Consider the following 20467-nt stretch of genomic DNA (forward strand, 5'->3'; position numbering starts at 1 on the left):
TTCCCAGACCGCGGGCCCGTCGGCGGTGTCGGGGGTGGCCACCGTCAGGCGTACGACGCGTCCGGCCGCGAACTGCTGACCGCGCTGCGCACCGCGCTGGCGGCGGCCCCGCCGACCCGCGTCGAGATCACGGTCAACGCCGCCGCCTCCCTCGCCGACGGCCGCCCCGCCGTACGCCTGACGGTGGCCACCCCCGACACCGCCGACGGGCCCGCGGTCTGGGAACGCCCCCTTTGACGCGGGGGGCAACCCGAGCCCTACCCTCCACACCCACGCCCGGCTCCCCGAGCGCCCCTAAGGGTGACCGCGCGGGAATCACTTGACCTAAAGATTGGTTGAGGTTCTAGCGTTCTTTCATGTCGCCGGTCACGCACGGCGATCCCGTGACGACCCCGGCACTCTGGAGGCCCCCATGGACATGGAAGTCACCGCCTGGCATTCACTGCACAGCACGATGACCGCGCAGCAGGGCCGGCGACGGTTCTCGCGCGGGACGCTGCGCCGGATCACGGCGTTCGCCCGACCGCACCGGAAGTACCTGGTGTGGTTCCTCGTGCTGAGCACGGTGACCGCGATGCTCGCGGTGGCCACCCCGCTGCTCGCGGGCCGGGTGGTGGACGCGATCGTGGGCGGCGACTCGTCCGCCCTCGTCCTCGGACTGTCCGGACTGATCGCCGTCATCGCCGTCGCCGAGGCGGGCCTGGGCCTGCTGACCCGCTGGCTGTCGGCGAGCATCGGCGAGGGGCTGATCCTGGATCTGCGGACGACGGTGTACGACCACGTCCAGCGGATGCCCATCGCCTTCTTCACCCGCACCCGGACCGGCGCGCTGGTCAGCCGCCTGAACAATGACGTGATCGGGGCCCAGCGGGCGTTCAGCGACACCCTGTCGGGCGTGGTCAGCAACATCGTGACGCTGCTGCTCACCCTCGCAGTGATGCTCAGCCTGTCCTGGCAGATCACCCTGATCGCACTGGTGCTGCTGCCGGTGTTCGTGCTGCCCGCACGGCGGGTCGGCCGGCGGCTGGCGGATCTGCGCCGGGAGGGCGCCGACCACAACGCGGCGATGGGCACGCAGATGACCGAGCGGTTCTCCGCGCCGGGCGCCACCCTCGTCAAGCTGATGGGCCGCCCGTCCCACGAGTCCGCGGAGTTCGCCACCCGGGCCCGCCGGGTCCGCGACATCGGCGTCCGCTCGGCCATGGTCCAGACGTACTTCGTCACCGCCCTCACCCTGGTCTCCGCACTGGCGCTGGCGGTCGTCTACGGCCTGGGCGGGTTCCTCGCGCTGCGCGGTCAGCTGGAGGCCGGCGCCATCGTCTCCCTCGCCCTGCTGCTCACCCGGCTCTACGCCCCGCTGACCGCGCTCTCCGGCGCCCACATCGAGGTGATGAGCGCGCTGGTCAGCTTCGAGCGGGTCTTCGAGGTGCTCGACCTCAAGCCGCTGATCAGCGAGAAGCCGGACGCCCGCGCGGTGCCGGACGGCCCGGTGTCGGTCGAGTTCGACTCCGTACGCTTCGGCTACCCGTCCGCCGACAAGGTCTCGCTGGCCTCCCTGGAGGAGGTCGCCACCCTCGACACCCGGGGCGGCGAAGAGGTGCTGCACGGCATCTCCTTCCGCGCCGAACCCGGCCAGATGGTCGCCCTGGTCGGCTCGTCGGGCGCCGGGAAGTCGACGGTGGCCCAGCTGCTGCCGCGGCTGTACGACGCCGACGCCGGCGCGGTGCGGCTGTCCGGGGTGGACGTCCGCGAGCTGACCGCCGCCTCGCTGCGCGACACCCTCGGCATGGTCACCCAGGACGGGCACCTCTTCCATGACTCGATCCGCGAGAACCTGCTGCTGGCACGGCCGGAGGCGACCGAGGAGGAGCTGTGGGACGCCCTGCGCAGGGCCCGTCTGGAGGCTCTGATCGCCACCCTGCCGGACGGCCTGGACACCGTCGTCGGTGAGCGCGGCTACCGCCTGTCGGGCGGTGAACGGCAGCGGCTGACCATCGCCCGGCTGCTGCTGGCCCACCCCCGGGTGGTGATCCTGGACGAGGCCACCGCCCATCTGGACAACACCTCCGAGGCGGCGGTGCAGGAGGCCCTCACCGAGGCGCTGGAGGGCCGTACGGCGCTGGTCATCGCGCACCGCCTGTCGACCGTACGGGCCGCGGATCTGATCCTGGTCGTCGAGGGCGGGCGGATCGTCGAGCGCGGGACGCACGAGGCGCTGCTGGCGGCGGACGGGCGGTACGCGGAGCTGTACCGGACGCAGTTCACGGACTCGGACTCGGACGCGGTGCGAAAGGCCGGCCCGGAGGCCGAGCCGGCCGCTGATCTGGTGGAATCGGCACTGGTGAACTGACGCCCGCCCCCAGGGCGTGACCCGCCCCGATGTACCGGACCGGCCCTAAAGGCCCCCGCCTCCCCTTGGCGGGGGCCTCGCGCGTACCGAAAACTGAGGAGATGACGCAGCGCGCGGAACACACCAAGGTCATGGACCGCCTGGCCATCGACGATCTGGTCACGGGCTACGCGATCGCCGTGGACGACGGCGACTGGCCCGGCTACCTGGCCCTGTTCACCCCGGACGGCCGCGCGGACTACCGCTCCGCGGGCGGCATCGAGGGCGGCACCGAGGAGGTCGCGGCCTGGCTCGCCGAGATGCTGAAGCACTTCGCGATACGCCAGCATCTGATCGTCAACCGCCGCATCACCCTGGCGAGGCGGGACGGCGCACCGGGCGACACCGCGACCGTCCAGGCCGACTACCTCAATCCGATGCGGCTCGCCGGTTCCGCGTCGGACACCGGGGGCGGCCCCTCCGCCCCCAATTACACCTGCGCCGGGCGCTATGACTTCACCGCCCGCCGTACCGCGGACGGCTGGCGGCTGACCGGCGTCGTCGTACACGAGAAGTGGCGGGAAGTGCGCGCCGGGGACGACTGACCCTTTCCTTGATCGGCCGGCCCGCGCACACTGGCCGTCCGACCGGCGGACACCGGCACCAGGGAGACCGTATGGACAGAGCACCCGCCCGCCGGGCGTGGTGGCTGCGCTCCCCCTGGGGGCGCGGAGCGGCCGCGGCACTCGCCGGGGCGCTGCCGGCGCTCACCTTCCCCGCGCCGTCGTGGTGGTGGCTGGCGTATGTCGCGCTGGTGCCCTGGCTGCTGCTGGTGCGGACCGCGCCGACGTACGGCCGGGCCGCGCTGGACGGCTGGCTGGGCGGCGCCGGCTTCATACTGGCCGTGCACCACTGGCTGGTGCCGAGCCTGCATGTCTTCATCCTCGTGCTCGCGCTGCTGCTGGGTGCGCTGTGGCTGCCCTGGGGGCTCCTGGTGCGGTCGCTGCTGGGCGGCACGCCCGGCGCCGCCCGCCTGGCCGGGGCGCTGGTGCTGGTGCCGTCGGGCTGGCTGATGGTCGAACTGGTCCGCTCCTGGGAGTACTTGGGCGGCCCCTGGGGGCTGCTGGGCGCCAGCCAGTGGCAGGTGGCGCCCGCGCTGCGGCTGGCGTCGATCGGCGGGGTGTGGCTGGTCAGCCTGCTGATCGTGGCGGTGAACACCGCGGTGGCCGAGCTGATCGCCCGCCCGGCGGTTCGGCTGCCGGCCGTCGCCGGACTGCTGGTGTGCGCCCTGGCCGCCACCGCGGCCTGGTACTGGGCGCCGCTGCCCCGCCCCGCGGGTACGGTGCGCATCGCGGTCGTCCAGCCGGGCCTGACCGGCACCCCCACCGAGCGGCTGGCGCGCAGCGAAGCGCTCACCCGCTCGCTGGCGGGCCGCGGCGTCCAGCTGGTCGTCTGGGGCGAGAGCAGCCTCTACCGGGACCCGGTGGACCGCCCGGACCTCGCCGCCCGGCTCGCCGCGCTGTCCCGGCAGACGGGCGCCGAGCTGCTGGTCAACGCCGATGCGCCGCGCAACGGCGGGCCGGGCATCTACAAGAGCGCGGTCCTCATCGGGCCGGAAGGGCCGACCGGCGACCGCTACGCCAAGATGCGGCTGGTGCCGTTCGGGGAGTACATACCGCTGCGGTCCGTGCTGGGCTGGGCGACGAAGGTCGGCAAGGCGGCCGCGACCGACCGGATACGCGGCAGCCGCCCGGTGGTGATGCCGTTCGCCGGCGCGGACGGGCCGCGGATCGGGCCGCTGGTGTGCTTCGAGACGGCCTTCCCCGACATGAGCCGCCATCTGGTGCGCAGCGGTGCGCAGGTGCTGGTCGCGCAGTCCTCGACCTCGACGTTCCAGGACAGCTGGGCGCCGCGGCAGCACGCCTCGCTGGGCGCGCTGCGCGCCGCCGAGACCTGGCGGCCGATGGTGCACGCCACGCTCACCGGCGTCAGCGCGGTGTACGGCCCAAAGGGCGAGCGGATCGGCGAGCAGCTCGGCACCGACCGCAGCGCGGCCGCGGTCTACGACCTGCCGCTGGCCGAGGGCACCAGCCCGTACGCCCGGTTCGGCGACTGGGCCGTGTACGCGGCGGTGGGCGCGCTGGTGCTTGTCGGCGGGTACGCGGCGCTCCGCGCGCTCAGCGGACGGCCTGCGCCAGAGCGTCGGTGACCACCCGCTCGCACAGTTCGTGGGTGCGCAGCGCGTCCTGGGCGGACGGCTGCCGGCCGGCCCGTACGTCGTCCAGGAACGCCTGCACGATCTGCTCGATGCCGCGCTGGCGGGCGACCGGCACCCAGTCGCCGCGCCGGCGGACGCTCGGCTGCCCCTTGTGGTCGATGACCTCGGCGAGGTTGACCACCTGGCGCTTGGTGTCCTGGCCGGAGACGTCGAGGATCTCCTCCGCGGAGCCGCTGAGGCGGTTCATGGTGCCGATGGCGGTGAAGCCGTCGCCGGACAGCTGCAGCACCACATGCTGCATCAGCCCGTCCCGGATCCTGGCCCGGACGTCGATGTGGTCGATCTCGCCCGGGACGAGGAACCGCAGGGTGTCGACGACATGGATGAAGTCGTCCAGCACCATCGTGCGCGGGTCCTCCGGCAGCCCGACGCGGTTCTTCTGCATCAGGATCAGATCGCGGGCGTGCTCACGGCACTGGGCGTAGGCGGGCGCGAAGCGGCGGTTGAAGCCGACGGTGAGGCCGACGCCCCGGTCCTCGGCGAGCGCGACGATCCGCTGGGTCTCGGCCAGTTCGTAGGAGATCGGCTTGTCGACGTACGTCGGTACGCCCGCCGCTATCAGCCGGGTCACGATCTCGGGGTGGGCGGAGGTCGCCGCGTGCACGAAGGCCGCGTCCAGGCCCGTGGCGAGCAGCGAGTCCAGATCGGTGTGGAGCTGTTCGCCGGCCAGGCGGTGGGCGGCGCCGACCCGTTGCAGGGTGGCCGGGGTGCGGGTGTGCAGATGCAGTTCGAGGCCCGGCTGCACCGCCAGTACGGGCAGGTACGCCTTCTGGGCGATGTCACCGAGTCCGATGCAGCCGACCTTCACTGGTGCTCCTTGGGTAGCGCCGCGGCCCGGGTGCCCGGCGCCCCGGCAGCATACGTGGCGGGCGGCGGCCGCCAGGCGGCGATGTTCCTCCCCGTCCCGCCCCCGCCTCCCGTCTCGGACTGATCGCCGATACGGCCCGCGCTCTGCTGGCCGAGCGCGGTATGCGCGGGCTGACCCACCGGGCCGTGGACGAGGCGGCCGGGCTGCCGCAGGGCTCGATGTCGAATCCCGCGCGCACCCGGGCGGCCCTGCTGGAGGCGGCGGTACGCCGGCTGGCCGAACGGGAGGCGGCGGTGCACACCTCGTGCGCGGAACTCCTGGATGGAATGCCGCGGCGATAGGGCGCCCTGGAGGCGTCCCGGGTAGCTGCCGTCCCCGGCTACGCCGTACGCCCCGCCGCGCGGTCGATCCGCAGCTCCAGGCGGTCGATCGCGTCCCTGAGGCCCTGGCGGTACTCGCCGTCGGCGAGCGCGTTGACCGACGCGCGGGCGCGCAGCAGCTGGGCGCGGGCGTCGGCCGTCCGGTCGAGGGCGGCGTAGTCGGCCGCGATGTTGATGTGCAGGGAGGGGAAGAAGGCGCGCAGCGCGACGAGGGGGTGACGGGGGCCGGGGCCGTCGGCGACGCCCGGCTCCCCGGGGGCGCCTCCGGGCTCGTCGAGGCGTTCGGTGACGAAGCCCTCGGCCGCCTCCAGGGCTCTCAGGTCCCAGTCGAGCTCGTCCCGGGGGTCGTCCTGGGTGTCGGCCATGTAGTGGGCGAGGGTGCAGCGGTGGAAGGCGTCGCCCTGCGGCCCGATCTCGTGCCACAGCGCCGAGAGGCGGTTGCGGGCCTCCTCCCGGTCTCCGGCGCGATGCAGCATGATCGCCTGACCGATCCGGGTCAGCACGCCGTCCTCGGGCGTGGCCGCCCGCCGCTTGTCCATCACCGCGCACTCCCGGGGTTCGCTCACCACCGTCACTGCCGTTGCCTCGACGCTAACCGCCGGTGGAAACCTTCGCGCGGTGTGCGCGACGCGCCGGGTGGCCGGGCCCGCCCGGCGGATCATGCGGACGGGCCCCGGACCGGCGCCCGCGACTCAGCCCAGGTCTCAGCCCAGGTCAGGGATCCGCCAGTCGATCGGGGCATGGCCCTGCGCGGCGATCGCGGCGTTGATCTGGGTGAAGGGGCGGGAGCCGAAGAACTTCTTCGCCGACAGCGGGGAGGGGTGCGCGCCCTGCACCACCGCATGCCGTTCCTCGTCGATCAGCGGCAGCTTCTTCTTGGCGTAGTTCCCCCACAGCACGAAGACCGCGGGGTCGGGCCGCGAGGCCACGGCGCGGATCACCGCGTCGGTGACCTTCTCCCATCCCTTGCCCTTGTGCGAATTGGCCTCGCCCTCGCGCACCGTCAGGACGGCGTTCAGCAGCAGCACGCCCTGCTGGGCCCAGGGCATCAGATAACCGTTGTCCGGGATCGGGTGGCCCAGCTCCTCCTGCATCTCCTTGTAGATGTTCCGCAGCGACGGCGGCGTCTTGACACCGGGCTGCACGGAGAAGCACAGGCCGTGGCCCTGGCCCGCGCCGTGGTACGGGTCCTGGCCGAGGATGAGCACCTTCACCTGGTCGTAGGGCGTCGCCTCCAGCGCCGCGAAGACCTGCTCGCGGGGCGGATAGACCGGGCCGCCGGCCCGCTCCTGCTCGACGAAGTCGGTGAGCTCCTTGAAGTAGGGCTTCGCCAACTCCTCGCCGAGTACCCCGCGCCAGGACTCGGGCAGCATGTCGGTCACCACGTCAACAACCTCCGGTGTGTGTTGCGTTCTCCTCAGAGAACCTACCGGCGACCACTGACAACGCCGTCCACGGGCCGGTTTCCCGGGCCCGCGGACGGTTGCGGCCCTTGATCACCGCCGACGCGGCCGGTGCCGGCCCCAGGGGGACCGGCACCACGGACCGCCGGGACCGGCACCACGGACGTCGGGACCGGCACGACGGACCGTAGGGACCGCGGCACCACGGACCGTCCGGACCGCGACACCACGGACCGTCCGGACCGCCCGCCCATCAGACCCCGGCGTTGAGGAACAGCCCGCCGTCGACGACCAGCGTCTGGCCGGTGACCCACCCCGAGGCGTCGGACAGCAGGAAGGCCGCCGCCCCGCCGATGTCCTCCGGGACGCCGAGCCGTGCCATCGGGTAGCCGGCCGCCGCCTCCTCCTCGCGGTTCTCGTAGAGCGCGGCCGCGAACTTGGTCTTGATCACCGCGGGCGCGATGGAGTTGACCCGCACCACGGGCGCGTACTCATGGGCGAGCTGCATCGTCAGATTGACCATCGCGGCCTTGCTCATGCCGTACGCGCCGATGAACGGCGAGGCGTTGAGGCCGGCGATCGAGGCGATGTTGACGATCGCCCCGCCGTTGTCCTTCTGCCAGGCGTGCCAGGTGCGCTGGGCGAAGCCGAGCGCCGAGATGACATTGGTCTCGAAGACCTTGCGGGCGACATTGAGGTCGAGGTCGGCGATCGGGCCGAAGACGGGGTTCGTCCCCGCGTTGTTGACGAGGTAGTCGACGCGGCCGAAGGCCTCCATCGCCCGCTCGACGGCGACGGCCTGATGCGCCTCGTCGTGCGCCTTGCCGGCGACGCCGATCACCCGGTCCGCGCCGAGCCGCTCGGCGGCCTCCTTGAGGGCTTCCTCGTTGCGCCCGGTGATGACGACCCGGTCGCCGCGGGCCACCAGGGCCTCGGCGATGCCGTAGCCGATACCGCGGCTGGCGCCGGTGACCAGCGCCACCTTGCCGGAGGGCTCGGGGAGCCCGTGGTCCTGCTCGGTCATGTCTCGTACTCCTGGGGTCGGTGGGGCGGTCAGTTGAGCGGGCCGCCGGCGACGTACATGACCTGGCCGGAAACGAAGCCGGCGGCGTCACCGGTGAAGAAGGCGATCGCGTTGGCGATGTCCTCCGGCCGGCCGACCCGCTGGACCGGGATCTGGGTGGCGGCCGCGGCCTGGAACTCCTCGAAGCCCATACCGACGCGCTCGGCGGTGGCGGCGGTCATGTCGGTGACGATGAAGCCGGGGGCGACGGCGTTGGCGGTGACACCGAACTTGCCGAGCTCGATGGCGAGCGTCTTGGTGAAGCCCTGGAGACCGGCCTTGGCCGCCGAGTAGTTGACCTGGCCGCGGTTGCCGAGCGCCGAACTGGAGGAGAGGTTGACGATCCGGCCGAACTTCGCGTCCACCATGTGCTTCTGACAGGCGCGGGACATCAGGAACGCGCCCCGCAGATGCACGTTCATGACCGTGTCCCAGTCGGTCTCGCTCATCTTGAACAGCAGGTTGTCGCGGAGCACACCGGCGTTGTTGACCAGGACCGTCGGCGCGCCGAGCTCGGAGGCGACCCGGGCGACCGCCGCCTCCACCTGCTCCGCGTCCGAGACGTCACAGCCGACCGCGACGGCCTTGCCGCCGGCCGCGGTGATCTTCTCGACGGTGTCCTTGCAGGCCGCCTCGTCGAGGTCGAGTACGGCGACTGCGCGGCCCTCGGCGGCCAGGCGTACGGCGGTGGCCGCGCCGATACCGCGGGCCGCGCCCGTCACGATGGCGACGCGCTGCTCGGTGGTGGACATGCGGGTTCTCCTCACCCTCGAAACCTCGACAGGCGGCCGCCGCACCGATCCCTTGGGTGAGCAACCGCTTAGTACCCTGAGCAGGGCTGACGCTAGAAGCCCGGCAACCCGCTGTCAACGCCCCACCACCGCGCCGTTGCCGACCTCACCTGCGGAGCGAGCCGCCAGGCGGCGTGGCCACGCCATACGGAAGGGCGCCCGGCCCGCCGAACAGCGGACCGGGCGCCCGTAACAAGGCGACCGGCGGGTCAGCGCACCAGCAGCTCCAGCAGCCGCTCCGCCTCCGCCGCGGGGTCGGCGGTCAGGCCGGTGTGCACCGGCCCCGGCTGCACGATCGTGCTGCGCGGCGCGATCAGCCAGCGGAAACGGCGCCCCGCATCCTCCCCGGCCGCCTGCCCGGCCCGCTCGCCGCCCTGGCAGATGCCCTCGACGGCGCCGAGCGCGGCCCGTACGCCGGCCACATCGGCCGTGGGGTCCAGGGCCAGCAGCCGGGCCTCGTCGAGATGGGTCCGGGCCTCGACGAAGCGCCGGGCGTGGCAGTACACGACCACCCCCGCATTGATCATCTCGCCGCGCTCCACCCGGGGCACGACCTTCAGCAGCGCGTACTCGAAAACATCGCGTCCGTTGTGCAGACCGGTCACTTCACTGCCCTCCGTGGCAACTTTCCGGCCAGCCATTCCGGGGCCTGCGAGGGCTTGTCCTTGGTGGGCTCCCCGATGGTGATCTGATCACTGATCGTCCGGGCGCGGGCCAGCAGCGTCCGGACGTACGCCTGGCGCAGCAGGTCCGGCGAGTCGAAGCCGGGCTCGTCCACCAGCCATTCGTCCGGAACGTCCGCCACGATCGCGGTGAGCAGCTCCTCGGTGATCTGCGGCGCGAACTCCCCGGCAGCCGCCGCGACGTCCGGGCCGAAGGTGGCGAGCACATGGTCGGAGGCGTCGTAGGGCCGGGCCGCGGCCTTCTCCGCACTCGGCCAGTTGTGGTGCCAGATCATCGCGGCACCGTGGTCGATCAGCCACAGCTCGCCGTGCCAGACCAGCAGGTTGGGGTTGCGCCAGGACCGGTCGACGTTGTTGATCAGCGCGTCGAACCACACCACACGCCCCGCCTCACGGGCGCTCACCTCGAAGGCGAGCGGATCGAAGCCCAGCGACCCGGGGAGGTAGTCCATCCCCAGATTCAGCCCGCCGCTGGCCTTGAGCAGCTCCTGAACCTCCTGATCGGGCTCGCCGAGACCGATGACGGGGTCGAGCTGCATCCGCACCAGATCCGGCACCCGCAGCCCGAGCCGACGCCCCAACTGCCCGCAGATGACCTCGGCGACCAGGGTCTTACGCCCCTGCCCGGCACCGGTGAACTTCATGATGTATGTACCGAGATCGTCCCCCTCGACGATTCCCGGAAGCGATCCACCCTCACGCAACGGCGTGACATAGCGGGTCGCCATGACTTCGGTCAACATTTTCCCAGGCTATCCGACCCAGCGACCTTACAATCCACAATTAAATCCAAACCCGCACAAGCCAGGGAATCCGCCGCCATCATCCATCCCTGGGCAGAATCTGGGGACGGACTTACTACTGGCACGGTGGATCCCCCTTCCTCTCGAGCAGTCCGCCCTCTCGAGCAGTCCGCCAACGACGGCGCGCCCGTCACTCCCGGCCTCCGACATGAAGCGGGCACAGCAACCGAGCGTGACAGCCCGCGAGGAGCGCCGTCCTTCGACGCCGCCTCCCACTGCCACGGCTTCGCTCCTTTGGGGCGCGGCGTCCTCCGGACTCAATCCGAACACTTCACCCGCCGACCAACGAGTGGTCTGTGCCCGTCACAGATCCAGTCGCCGCCCGGCTGGTCGGACATCCGCCCATCCGGGATATCACCTGAACTTACGATTAACCGGGAAGTAATCAGTAGGGGTTAAATTCCCGCAAGGTGCCTGTATGTCTTTGACATGGTGCGCTGTCATATCTGTGCCAGATCGCCCCGCTCGTCTCGTCGCACCCATCAGGGGAAGGCAGGAACATGGGCAGATTCAGGTACGGAACCGCGGCGTCGGCCATCGTGCTGGCCGCCTCGGGATTGCTGGTAGCCGCGGGAGGCACGGCTCACGCGGAAGCGGGTCAGGACAACATCGGCATGTACAAGCAGGAGAAGACCCAGTGGTGCTGGGTCGCCTCCGGGCTGACCATCGCCAAGTTCCAGGGCTTGGGCTCCACGCAGACGGACTTCTGCAACCGGGCCCAGCCCTACTACGGCTGCAACAACCAGCCCGCCACGCTCGACGACATGGCCAGGGCCTGGGGCAGCCTCGGCATGACCCGCCCCGGCTCGGGCCTGAGCAGCGCGGCCACGTTCAACCAGGTGTACACCGAGGTCAAGGCGGCCCGGCCGGTCGCTGTCCGCATCGGGTGGACATCCGGTGGTGGCCACATGAACGTCGTCTACGGCTTCGACACGTCGAACAACACCATCGCTGTGGCCGACCCGTGGCCGGACACCGCCACGTACACGTGGTGGAACTACAACGACTACGTGAGCAACAGCTCGTCCAAGTGGACCCACTCCCGCATCGGCATCTCCCGCTAAGGCAGGCGACATGCGCGACACCAGCGGCACCAGAACGTCCAGCAAGCGGGCCGGCTCTCGCTTCTCCCGCCTGTCCATCGTCATCGCACTGAGCGCATCCGCACTGCTGTCCGTCGCCGGCCCGGCCCACGCGGCGCCGGCCAAGGACCCACTCCCGGCCGACATCCCCGACTACCAGGCCGCCCTCGACGCGGTGAAGTCCACCGCCGTCCGCAACACCGTCTGCCGCTTCCTGAGCACTCCGGTGCCCACCGGCGGCGCCAGCGGATCGGTGCAGACGATCCCCGAAACGGCCGAGCCGTGCCAGGGCCTCCCGGCCTTCACGATCAAGGACCCGGTGGCACTGAACGAGATCACCCCCGGGTTCGTCGCGGGCACCTCCCTGCCACTGCCCACCGAGGCGATCAAGCTGACGCAGTTGGTCTCCTCGCTGAGCACCACCGTCAACGGCCGCAACGCCACCGTCATGCTCGCCCCCACCCAGGGCGGCGGCTGGCACCTTGCGGCCGTGCGCGACGGCGACAGCGACGCCGCATACGCCAGCAAGGCCACCGCGGGCACGCTCGTCTTCACCGAGCCGCAGATCCGCGGCTGGTACCAACTCAAGCTCAACACCGTCGAGCCGCTCAACGACCAGGCCCGGCAGGGACTGGGCGGCCAGGCGTCGATGTCGCTCAGCGAGTACCAGAAGCTGGTCAATGCCCGCTACGCCGACAAGCTGCCCGGCTCGGAGTACGACACCAAGGGCTACTCCAGCGGCTACAGCCCCCAGCACAAGGCGGACGAGGCATCGTCCTCCACCCCGCTGCTCGCCGGTACCGGCGCGGCACTCGCCCTTGCAGGCGGGGCCGTCGCCCTCCGTCGGCACCGGCGCGCAAGCACCGGCTGAACCCGACCCCACTCGCCCCTCGCCCCGCCCTGGCAGCCAGCCGGGACGGGGCAAAACCCAGTCCCGGCCGGACCGGCCGCTACAGACCGGCACCTCGACGAGCAGTAGACGGACGGCCGACTGGCCCCGCTCGACGCCCATCGTCCAGCACCGGCCACACACCGGGCACTGCACCTCGACAGCAGAACATTGCCGTCTTCGGTATCCCCATCGGCAGCAGATCAGAGCACTCGCGACCGTACCGCGGGCCGACCCCACTGAACGCCACAACCCACAGCATCCAGCACCATCACGCCGCCCCACTAGGGATTTCCCACCTCCGCACGCTGGCTCCTGTTCGCCCGAGGCTCGCGTCGGCGTTGGCCGCTTCGGTCAGCGCTCCGGTGGGTGCGTACGCGGAGGTGGACTGCTGTCCGTCGTCGGCGGTGAGGTGGGTGACGCGGCCGAGTGGGTCGCGTGTGTAGATCAGGGTCTGGCCCGCGCCGTTGATACGCGAGGTGAGCTGGCCTGCGGCATCGCGGGGGTAAGTGAGGGTGCGGCCGCCGAAGTCGGTCTCGGAAATCAGGCGGCCGACGGCGTCATAACAGTAGTTCCAGCTGCGGCCGTCGGGGGCGATGACCCTCGTCGATGTCGTCGGCGAACTCCCGCATGGCCGTCGCCATCTCGCGGTAGTCGTCCTCGTCCACACTCGGCCACGACACACCGATGAGGTCGAGAACCTCATTGCCGGGAGTTGGCGGGCTTACCCGAGTGGTCGCGAGCCTGCGGCAGCTTCGACGTTCCCATCGGGGAGGCGCGCGCCCGTCAGCCACCGCTTCGCCATGCTGCGCGGGGCGGGCCTCGTCGAGCAGCGCGACGAGGGCGCCAAGCGCGCCAACCGGCCGCCGGCGGAGTTCGACATCCGCTTCCCAGGACTGATCGGACGCCGGTGGCGACAAGGGCAGGGATGAGGTCAGGCGACGCCTGCGCCGACAGCGGCCTCGCCATCGCCCGTTTGTCCAACGGCAGTGCTCCGCTGGCGTGTTCTCGCGGCGGATACGGCTTGAAACCGTACAACCCCTGAGCGTGGTGACAGGCATCACGCACCTCCGCTACCCGGAATGTCGGTTCCACTCCATGGATGACGTTTCATGGAGGTACCCAGGCAAACCGGCTTGGATATACGTTCCCGCCCACAACTTCTTCATAAAATCTTCATTTTGTGGGCGGGGGATGACGGGGATGCCTGTCTCGGTGCGTCGAAGACGCGTTCATCGGGTGCTGTCGGCGGGGATGGGCGGGCTCCTGACGGCAGGTCTCCTGCCCGCGGTCCTCGGGCCGTTCGCTTCGGCCGCGCCTCGCCCGCCGGAGCGCGTCACGACCACCGCCGCGGCACAGGAGTCGGATGCCCCGGCTCCTACCGAGGACGCCGCCCTGGAGCAGGCCAAACGCACCGGCCGGGAAGTTGAAGTCGCTTCCCTGCGCGGTGAGTCGGTCGATGTCGTGGCTACTGCGGAGGGCAGGCTTCAGGCCCGGCAGTACCTGCGCCCTGTCCGGACGAGGGTGTCGGGGCAGTGGAAGGACATCGACACCGACCTTGCCGCGCAGAGCAATGGGACGGTGGCACCGAAGGCGGCGGCTGTCGGCCTGGCGTTCTCGGGTGGTGGTGACGCGCCGTTGGTGACGATGCGCAAGGCGGGGCGCAAGCTGGCGCTGTCCTGGCCGAAGGCGCTGCCCGCGCCCGTACTCGACGGTGCACAGGCCACATACCGCGACGTACTGCCCGGCGTGGACTTGAGGATGGGTGCGCAGGCTGATGGTTTCACCCAGCTGCTGATCGTCAAGTCGGCTCAGGCAGCGAGCAGTTCGGAGCTGGTGCAGCTGCGGCTGAAGCTGGCTGCGGACGGCGTGGATATCAAGGAGACGGCCGCCGGCGGGCTGAGCGCGGTGGGCCGGGGCGCCGGATCGCCGGTGTTCGAGGCGCCGACACCGCTGATGTGGGACTCCAGCACGGGCCCCGCTGCCGGGACTCTCCAGAAGGGGCTCGCCTCCCGGGCTGCGACGGGAAAGGCGGGCCGTGCCGCCGCGGCCGCGGGCGGTGCCGACGGCGGTGAGCCCTCGGCCGGTGAGTCGGGGAAGCTCGCGCCGGTAGGGGTGGACGTCCCGGCAGGCCAGGACCAGGTCGTCCTCAAACCTGACGCCGATGTCCTCAAGGGCAAGGGCACTGTCTACCCCGTCTTCATCGACCCGCAGTGGTCCACCCCCAGGGCGACGGCCTGGACTATGGCGTCGAAGTACTGGGCCTCGTCCCCGCCGTGGAAGTTCAACGGTGATCACGACGCCGGGATGGGCTATTGCGACTGGAACTACTGCCAGCCGAACGACACCAAGCGCCTCTTCTACCAGGTTCCGGTCTCGGCTTTCGCCGGGAAGTCGATCCTTTCGGCGGAGTTCGTGGTCCGTAAGACCTGGTCCGCCTCCTGCAGTAAGAGAGAGGTCGAGCTGTGGCGTACCAAGCCCATCTCCTCCTCGACGACGTGGAATTCTCAGAACGAGTCGGGGTTCTGGCCGTTTCTACATGTCGATCAGAAGGCCAACCAACTGCAATGCGCTACAGAAAACTCCTATCATTGGGACTCGCCCCCTTCGCCCTCTTGGCGGCTTCCTGCTCGACGGCGTACGAGCCACTACCGCCAGCACCTCACTTCACAGCAAGTGCCCTGGCGGGCGAGTGGCACGGCCCTGAAGGTGCCCGCCTCTCTCTGACCAAGACCGGGGAACTGACAGCAGTGCGAATCCGAGGCCAAGAGATGGACTTCGATGACCACTGGAGCCTCTCCGGAAAAGGTTTTTGGGAGGTGAGCGATTCTTACAAAGGCGGCCGAACCGTAGCCGACGGCAAAATGGTGAAACTGACCATCAAGAAAGGAACGCCGCGCCCCGTGAAGATCGGGCGGGAACAGATGGATGGGTCCAACACTGCCCCAACAGAACAGAAAAATTCTCCGACCACCTACACCTGGGCCATGAGCGTCAAGAAGGAAGGAAAAAGCCTGCGCCTCTACTACGTGGTCGGCGACCCTGACGCAGGATGGCTCTGCCAGTTCACCCACGCATAACACCACGATGACGCGCCCGGTCGGCGCCTGATTACATCGCGACCCACCGAACTCACCGCAGACCCGCTCCGGCAACTGGCGGAGCTCGGGCTGGAGTGGGCAGGTAGCCACCGACGTGCCCCGGCACCGGCCGGCGGGGGGCGCCGGCACCTGGGCGAGCGGATCCTGCAGGACCGTACCTGGGATGCGCTCGCTACCGTGCTCGCAGAGGCCAGCGGGCACGACGCAGCCACCGTCCTCGACCAGGCTCTGGGCCAGCGCACCCTGGACGACGCCCGCAACCCCGCCCGCGCACTGACCTGGCGCATCCAGCGCCTCGGCCAACGCCCCGCCCCCGGCCCCCTGGCGCAGGCGGCCAAGATCCAGAGCACCACACGCCGGCCCACCGCTGCTCCGATCCACCGGGCAGTGGCCGCTCCGTCATCGCACCCGTCACGAGGGCGGCGGCGCTGATCACGTCCGGCTGGGCAGCTGGGGCGTGAGCAGTTCCAGCGCCTCCTCCCACCGGAAGCGGTCGGCCCCGCCGCCGGCCTTGGGCCGGTGAGGCTCGTACGCCCCGATCAGGACGCCCATCTCGCGCAGCCGGTCCAGACTCTGCCGGTACGCGGGGTTGGCGACCTGGGCCGAGTTCAGGTGCGGCAAGACGGCGGTCGGAATACCGAAGCCTTACGCCTCGCACAGGATGCCCAGGGCCAGGGTGTCGGAGATCTCGGCGGCCCACTTGTTGATCGTGTTGAACGTGTCCGGGGCGACCGCAATGGCGTCGGCGGGCGGCAGGGGGCGAGGATCGCCGGGTAAGCGCCAGGCCGAGCGGATGGGGTAGTCCGAGCCCCGTGGACAGGGGCAAGCCGGGTTCCAAGATGCACATCCTGTCGGACGCGAACGGACTGCCCCTCGTCGCCGGCGTCTCCGCTGCCAACGTCCACGACAGCGAAGGATTGAAGCCGATGGTGGCCAGTCACCAAACGAGACACGGCCCCCATCGCGGCCGGTGTTTCAAGCCTCAACGCCTGCCCGCGGACAAGGCATACGACGCACCTCACCTGCGGAAATGACTACGTGGCAAGCGCATCGGTGTCCGCATCGCACGCAAAGGCATCGAGTCCAGCAAGCGCTTGGGACGACACCGTTGGGTCATCGAACGCACCCTCTCCTGGCTGTCCGGCTACCGCAGACTCAGCCACCGCTTCGTAGGCGGCAAGGGTGAGCAGGTCATGGTGGAGCAGTTCGAGCAGGGCGGCCCAGCCGCGCCCGACGGTGTGGGCCCAGGCGGGGATCTGGCGCGCGGCGGTTCGGCGCGTTTCCGTCGTCATGGCGGCTATCGCGCGGGGTGGGCAGGGCGGTGATCTGCTCTGTCGGATGCGCTCCGTTGAACGGCCTGGTGGTGGGGGTGTCCTATGAAGTCGATCTCCGGGTAGTGCCGGGACGGGCCGTCGAGCAGGTGGCTGTGCTCGTGGCGCAGGTGCTTGTCGAAGAAGGCGGCGAGGTAGGTGCGTTGGATTGCGATGGCGCGGTCGGGGGCGATCGTGCCGAGCGTTTGGACGAGTGTGGCGGGAGTTTGCTTGAAGGGGCCGGGCGCCTGGGGGAAGAAGGTTTCCCAGTCCAAGAAGGAGAGGTGCTCGGCGCCGCGCAGCTTCAGGTTGTACCGCTCTCCGTGCAGGTGCTTCCAGAACCTATCCCAGCTCCGGTCAGTGTCGCGGTTGTGGTTTTGGGAACTGAACAGCAGGAACGGGCGGTCGAGGTCCTGGGCTTTCGCCGGGCCGAAGAATTGGCCGTCCAGGTTCGCACCGGCGTCGATTCTGTCGTCCGCCTGCATGGCCGCCGGCACCACTGCTCCGCCGAGAGACGGGCCGAACATTCCGATGCGCTTTGTGTCTATCGCGTGGGACAGACCTCGAGGAAGCGGCGCGTGGTCCACGTCCGGGTTGTGGCCTCGGGTGATCGCGGCCAACTGGTCGATGACGAAACGGGTGTCGGCGACCCGAGCGTCGATCACGCGCGATGCGGGGGTGGTCGGCGGCATGGTGCTCAACTCCAGCCGTCCGTCGGGGAACTGCACTTCGCTGCTCTCGTGGGTGTCGTCGAGGGTGACGACCAGGTAGCCGCGGCTGGCCAGATCTTCGGCGATCGCGGTGCCCGTCGCGCGGTCCGAGCCCCGCCCGGGCGAGTACAGCACGACCGGCAACTTTCCGGCCTTGTGAGCAACCGGTGCGCCGATGTGCCCGGCGGTGGTGGGCAGGGACACCGAGCCCGGAGGCACCTGCATGGCGGCCAGGAGGTGCGCGGCAGCCGCAGGCTGCATATAGGGTGCGGCGGGGTAGCGGGCGGTGTGCGTGGCCGGATACCACAGCGAAACCATCAGCTCGCGCGGCCGACTGCCCGGCAGCCAAGGATCCGTGCGGTGCGGATCGACCAGGTGGAGGTCGACCGTCCCGACCCCGTAGCGCCCGGTCGGGGCGGGAAGCGCCAGCTCACCAGGGGCATTCGCCTTGTCCAGGGGCGCCGCCTTGGCCGTAGGGGCCGCGGCGGCCTTGCCTGCAGCGGCGGCCGAGCCGATCCCGGCGCTCAGGAAAACGGCCAGCGCCCCCGTGGTACCGGCGACCCGGGCCCGCACACGGCTGCGGGGTTTCCTCCGTGCATGTTTCACGAGCAGCCCTCCTTGACGGTGTTCCGCCCCGTGATCAGTGCTTCGCGGTACCCGGCGGTGACCGCGGCTGCCGCTAAGGCTCTCCTCGGTATGAAGGCTCGGGGAAAGCGCATTTCTCAACTCTTTCGTGTGGGGGATATCCAGGGCATGCCACGGGCGCCTTCGCAGGTGAAGACGATGCAGGATGGGGAAGGACACGACTATGCCCTGAGGTAGGGAATTCTTACAGCACTTGTAGACCCTATGGCAATGATGCTCTGTCAACAGCCTTGACTTACCGGGGAGTAGGGCTGGAGCGTACGTTACGCCGCTGTATTGATTACCCACGCTCGGTAATCAATACGGCGGCTTAGAACCCGATTTGGCATTGGTTACTGGATGGTATTGCTGGCCTCAGTCTTTCGTGACGGCTCGTCAGTTCATTTGGCGGGCCGTTTCGAGTTGAAGAGCTGGTGGTGGGCATGCTGCGGACCCGCCTGTTGCATCGGGCGGGCGCCGGGTTCCACGGCTCCGGACTGGGGTGCGGGTTGCGGGACAGAACGTTGCAAATGGCCAGCCAGGGCTCGGCTGGGCGTCGATCCGGTCCAAGGCGTCCGTGATCACGTGCGTTCAGGGTGAGTGGCGGGCGGGGCAGAGGTAGCGGCGGCGCCCGGTGACGATGAGCTGGGCGGCGGCGGAGAACAGCCTCAGTCGCCGGGGCAGGGCTCCCACCGGCGGGCCGTGCCGGTCGGAGCGAGCATCGGCATCCAGGTCAGCAGATCCGGGGCGATCTGGACGATCTCCAACCAGAGCCGGTTCTGCGCGGCGTCGCGCGGGGGCAGGTTACGCAGGCCGGCGGCACGGGGGCACGATGCGGTCTTCGGTGCGGGCGCGCCGGCGGTTCCGCAGTTCGAGGGCGGCGACAGGCTCGTGTGTGCTGTTGGTGGGCAAGCAGGTCAGGCGCATCCCGTCGGCGTCGGTGAACGGCAACTGAGCGCCTGGATGCGGCGCTTCTCGCGCACGGTCAGCCGCATCCCACCCGGCCGGCCCTTCAGGCCGTCGCCGTCGAGCTCGGTCACCCACGCACCGTCGCGGATCTTCCCGTCGGACTGGTCGGCGCGGCCCGTCGTTGCCACGGTCACGCCCAGGCCGATCATCGCGAAGCCGCCCGCCCCGCCGACCATCCACAGGCGGCGGTCCGAGCGGGCGAACCAGGAACGGGCCGCCGAGGCACCGAGGCCCCACAGGGTGTCCGATACCAGGCCGATGGCGACTGGGAGCAGCCCCAACACCATCACCTGGAGGGGGACATGGCCCGTCGAGTGGTTCACGCACTGCGGCAGCACCGCCGCGAAGACGACGACGCCCTTCGGGTTGGTGACGCCCACGAAGATCCCGTCCAGGATCGTGCGCAGATCGCCGCGCCACTTACCCGCCGGGGCCTCCATGTCCGCCACGCGCATCTCTTTGCGGTGCCGGAACGCCTGCACGCCGAGGTAGACGAGATACGCCGCTCCCGCCGGCTTCACGCCCAGGAACACCGCTGCCGAAACTCTCCACCAGCGCGCCGAGGCCCCAGGCCACAGCGATCACCAGGACGTACGAACCGACCAGGTCGCCGAGGACCGTTGCGAGCGCTGTGCGGTGGCCGTGCGCGAGGGCCCTGCCGATCACGAACAGCACGCTCGGCCCCGGAATCACGATCACCAGCAGCCACATCGCCGCGAACGCGAGAATGCTCTCCACAGACACCATATGTTCGCTACCTCCTGGATTGCCGCCCAGTGGTCACGCAAACAGATGGCAGACCGTCCGCTCTAGGCTCATCCATCTGTCGAGACGCGGCCCCGGCCTGTGACGCCACGACCCGGCCGGCCATACGGAGGACCGGGTCGCCAACCGCAGGAAGTAGGGCGGCCGGCCCGTCACCCACTTCGCCGACCTTTACCGTGACCGCAACGCGGTTCAGCGCGCCGTCAACAGGATGAAGGCATGGGCGAGGCGTCGCCATCAGCTACGACGAAGCATCCGAGAGTTACCTCGCCGGACTTCATCTCAACGCAGCGACCATCTGAATCAAGCCTCCTGCAAGCCTGTTGATCACAGCTGAAGGAACCCCAGAAATACCACCCAGTAACCGATCACAAATCGGGTACTAAGCCGCCGCGTTGATCACCGTGCGTGGGTAATCAATACGGCGGCGTAATGTCTAGTCCAGCACTACTCCCTGGTAGCGCAAGCCTGTTTGATGG

15 protein-coding genes and 10 pseudogenes are annotated in these 20467 nt (G+C 70.0%); 13 read left to right on the forward strand and 12 right to left on the reverse strand.

Translation table 11 applies throughout. The features are described from left to right. From ACWD6P_RS07575 to lnt, 4 genes and pseudogenes are all read left to right on the forward strand, one after another. Positions 1 to 237: pseudogene (locus tag ACWD6P_RS07575) on the forward strand (histidine kinase); the annotation flags it as partial. A gap of 175 nt (positions 238 to 412) precedes the next feature. Next, a complete protein-coding gene (locus tag ACWD6P_RS07580) occupies positions 413 to 2350 on the forward strand; it encodes an ABC transporter ATP-binding protein (RefSeq protein ID WP_451443109.1) in 1938 nt (645 codons plus the stop codon). 101 nt (positions 2351 to 2451) lie between these two features. Then, positions 2452 to 2934, forward strand: a complete 483-nt coding sequence (locus ACWD6P_RS07585; RefSeq protein WP_451443110.1) for a nuclear transport factor 2 family protein — start codon at positions 2452 to 2454, stop codon at positions 2932 to 2934. A gap of 71 nt (positions 2935 to 3005) precedes the next feature. Beyond that, on the forward strand, positions 3006 to 4538 hold the full coding sequence (gene lnt, locus ACWD6P_RS07590) for an apolipoprotein N-acyltransferase (RefSeq protein ID WP_451443111.1): 1533 nt from the start codon (positions 3006 to 3008) through the stop codon (positions 4536 to 4538). Here the strand turns inward: lnt and ACWD6P_RS07595 are convergent. After that, positions 4507 to 5415 (reverse strand): Gfo/Idh/MocA family protein, encoded by a 909-nt coding sequence (locus tag ACWD6P_RS07595; RefSeq protein WP_451443112.1) that lies wholly within the window; start codon positions 5413 to 5415, stop codon positions 4507 to 4509. The genes lnt and ACWD6P_RS07595 overlap by 32 nt on opposite strands. A gap of 50 nt (positions 5416 to 5465) precedes the next feature. Between ACWD6P_RS07595 and ACWD6P_RS07600 the strand changes: the two are divergent. Further along, positions 5466 to 5711, forward strand: a pseudogene (locus ACWD6P_RS07600) (TetR family transcriptional regulator); the annotation flags it as partial. An 83-nt stretch (positions 5712 to 5794) separates the two neighbouring features. Here the strand turns inward: ACWD6P_RS07600 and ACWD6P_RS07605 are convergent. The 6 genes from ACWD6P_RS07605 to ACWD6P_RS07630 all read right to left on the reverse strand — a co-directional run bounded on the left by ACWD6P_RS07605 (position 5795) and on the right by ACWD6P_RS07630 (position 10478). Then, entirely contained in the window at positions 5795 to 6334 is a 540-nt protein-coding gene (locus tag ACWD6P_RS07605) for a hypothetical protein (RefSeq protein ID WP_451443213.1), read from the reverse strand. A gap of 165 nt (positions 6335 to 6499) precedes the next feature. Then, complete coding sequence (locus tag ACWD6P_RS07610) at positions 6500 to 7168, reverse strand: uracil-DNA glycosylase (protein WP_451443214.1); 669 nt, start codon at positions 7166 to 7168, stop codon at positions 6500 to 6502. A 283-nt stretch (positions 7169 to 7451) separates the two neighbouring features. Continuing rightward, positions 7452 to 8222, reverse strand: a complete 771-nt coding sequence (locus tag ACWD6P_RS07615) for an SDR family oxidoreductase (protein ID WP_451443113.1) — start codon at positions 8220 to 8222, stop codon at positions 7452 to 7454. Positions 8223 to 8251: 29 nt separating this feature from the next. Beyond that, a complete protein-coding gene (gene fabG / locus ACWD6P_RS07620; protein ID WP_451443114.1) occupies positions 8252 to 9013 on the reverse strand; it encodes a 3-oxoacyl-ACP reductase FabG in 762 nt (253 codons plus the stop codon). A gap of 248 nt (positions 9014 to 9261) precedes the next feature. Continuing rightward, entirely contained in the window at positions 9262 to 9657 is a 396-nt protein-coding gene (locus tag ACWD6P_RS07625; protein WP_451443115.1) for a DUF3037 domain-containing protein, read from the reverse strand. Beyond that, positions 9654 to 10478 carry a HipA family kinase gene (locus ACWD6P_RS07630; RefSeq protein ID WP_451443116.1) on the reverse strand — a complete coding sequence of 275 codons (825 nt, stop codon included), beginning with the start codon at positions 10476 to 10478 and terminating at the stop codon, positions 9654 to 9656. The genes ACWD6P_RS07625 and ACWD6P_RS07630 overlap by 4 nt, the downstream gene beginning before the upstream one ends. A gap of 560 nt (positions 10479 to 11038) precedes the next feature. Between ACWD6P_RS07630 and ACWD6P_RS07635 the strand changes: the two genes are divergently transcribed. After that, positions 11039 to 11602 (forward strand): papain-like cysteine protease family protein, encoded by a 564-nt coding sequence (locus tag ACWD6P_RS07635; RefSeq protein ID WP_451443117.1) that lies wholly within the window; start codon positions 11039 to 11041, stop codon positions 11600 to 11602. A gap of 10 nt (positions 11603 to 11612) precedes the next feature. Continuing rightward, positions 11613 to 12491 carry a hypothetical protein gene (locus ACWD6P_RS07640; protein ID WP_451443118.1) on the forward strand — a complete coding sequence of 293 codons (879 nt, stop codon included), beginning with the start codon at positions 11613 to 11615 and terminating at the stop codon, positions 12489 to 12491. Between the two features lie 578 nt (positions 12492 to 13069). Here the strand turns inward: ACWD6P_RS07640 and ACWD6P_RS07645 are convergent. Continuing rightward, positions 13070 to 13192: a hypothetical protein gene (locus ACWD6P_RS07645; RefSeq protein ID WP_451443119.1), complete on the reverse strand. Its 123-nt coding sequence runs from the start codon at positions 13190 to 13192 to the stop codon at positions 13070 to 13072. Between the two features lie 26 nt (positions 13193 to 13218). Between ACWD6P_RS07645 and ACWD6P_RS07650 the strand changes: the two are divergent. The 4 genes and pseudogenes from ACWD6P_RS07650 to ACWD6P_RS07665 form a co-directional block, all read left to right on the forward strand. Beyond that, a pseudogene (locus tag ACWD6P_RS07650) lies at positions 13219 to 13441 on the forward strand (transcriptional regulator); the annotation flags it as partial. 271 nt (positions 13442 to 13712) lie between these two features. Next, positions 13713 to 15038, forward strand: a pseudogene (locus ACWD6P_RS07655) (LamG domain-containing protein); the annotation flags it as partial. Positions 15039 to 15280: 242 nt separating this feature from the next. Beyond that, positions 15281 to 15589, forward strand: a complete 309-nt coding sequence (locus ACWD6P_RS07660) for a hypothetical protein (protein WP_451443120.1) — start codon at positions 15281 to 15283, stop codon at positions 15587 to 15589. 156 nt (positions 15590 to 15745) lie between these two features. After that, positions 15746 to 16042, forward strand: a pseudogene (locus ACWD6P_RS07665) (mobilization protein); the annotation flags it as partial. Here the strand turns inward: ACWD6P_RS07665 and ACWD6P_RS07670 are convergent. Then, positions 16043 to 16411 (reverse strand): annotated as a pseudogene (locus ACWD6P_RS07670) (flavoprotein); the annotation flags it as partial. A gap of 2 nt (positions 16412 to 16413) precedes the next feature. Between ACWD6P_RS07670 and ACWD6P_RS07675 the strand changes: the two are divergent. Beyond that, positions 16414 to 16779 (forward strand): annotated as a pseudogene (locus ACWD6P_RS07675) (transposase); the annotation flags it as partial. Positions 16780 to 16907: 128 nt separating this feature from the next. On the opposite strand, the gene ACWD6P_RS07680 reads toward ACWD6P_RS07675, so the two are convergent. From ACWD6P_RS07680 to ACWD6P_RS07690, 3 genes and pseudogenes are all read right to left on the reverse strand, one after another. Beyond that, positions 16908 to 18236: an alpha/beta hydrolase family protein gene (locus ACWD6P_RS07680; protein ID WP_451443121.1), complete on the reverse strand. Its 1329-nt coding sequence runs from the start codon at positions 18234 to 18236 to the stop codon at positions 16908 to 16910. A gap of 609 nt (positions 18237 to 18845) precedes the next feature. After that, positions 18846 to 19333, reverse strand: a pseudogene (locus ACWD6P_RS07685) (transposase); the annotation flags it as partial. Next, positions 19328 to 19970 (reverse strand): annotated as a pseudogene (locus ACWD6P_RS07690) (LysE family translocator); the annotation flags it as partial. The pseudogenes ACWD6P_RS07690 and ACWD6P_RS07685, both read right to left, overlap by 6 nt. 157 nt (positions 19971 to 20127) lie before the next feature. Between ACWD6P_RS07690 and ACWD6P_RS07695 the strand changes: the two are divergent. Next, positions 20128 to 20290: pseudogene (locus ACWD6P_RS07695) on the forward strand (IS5/IS1182 family transposase); the annotation flags it as partial. Between the last annotated feature and the right edge of the window lie 177 nt (positions 20291 to 20467).

It is taken from the genome of Streptomyces sp. NPDC002446 (assembly GCF_053595675.1).

What these genes read in the sequence shown, in the direction of transcription:
- ACWD6P_RS07635 (WP_451443117.1), top strand. Translation starts at nt 11,039, where the DNA reads ATGGGCAGATTCAGGTACGGAACCGCGGCGTCGGCCATCGTGCTGGCC.
- fabG (WP_451443114.1), bottom strand. Translation starts at nt 9,013, where the DNA reads ATGTCCACCACCGAGCAGCGCGTCGCCATCGTGACGGGCGCGGCCCGC.
- ACWD6P_RS07610 (WP_451443214.1), bottom strand. Translation starts at nt 7,168, where the DNA reads ATGCTGCCCGAGTCCTGGCGCGGGGTACTCGGCGAGGAGTTGGCGAAG.
- ACWD6P_RS07580 (WP_451443109.1), top strand. Translation starts at nt 413, where the DNA reads ATGGACATGGAAGTCACCGCCTGGCATTCACTGCACAGCACGATGACC.
- ACWD6P_RS07615 (WP_451443113.1), bottom strand. Translation starts at nt 8,222, where the DNA reads ATGACCGAGCAGGACCACGGGCTCCCCGAGCCCTCCGGCAAGGTGGCG.
- ACWD6P_RS07660 (WP_451443120.1), top strand. Translation starts at nt 15,281, where the DNA reads ATGGACTTCGATGACCACTGGAGCCTCTCCGGAAAAGGTTTTTGGGAG.
- ACWD6P_RS07640 (WP_451443118.1), top strand. Translation starts at nt 11,613, where the DNA reads ATGCGCGACACCAGCGGCACCAGAACGTCCAGCAAGCGGGCCGGCTCT.
- lnt (WP_451443111.1), top strand. Translation starts at nt 3,006, where the DNA reads ATGGACAGAGCACCCGCCCGCCGGGCGTGGTGGCTGCGCTCCCCCTGG.
- ACWD6P_RS07630 (WP_451443116.1), bottom strand. Translation starts at nt 10,478, where the DNA reads ATGTTGACCGAAGTCATGGCGACCCGCTATGTCACGCCGTTGCGTGAG.
- ACWD6P_RS07585 (WP_451443110.1), top strand. Translation starts at nt 2,452, where the DNA reads ATGACGCAGCGCGCGGAACACACCAAGGTCATGGACCGCCTGGCCATC.
- ACWD6P_RS07605 (WP_451443213.1), bottom strand. Translation starts at nt 6,334, where the DNA reads ATGGACAAGCGGCGGGCGGCCACGCCCGAGGACGGCGTGCTGACCCGG.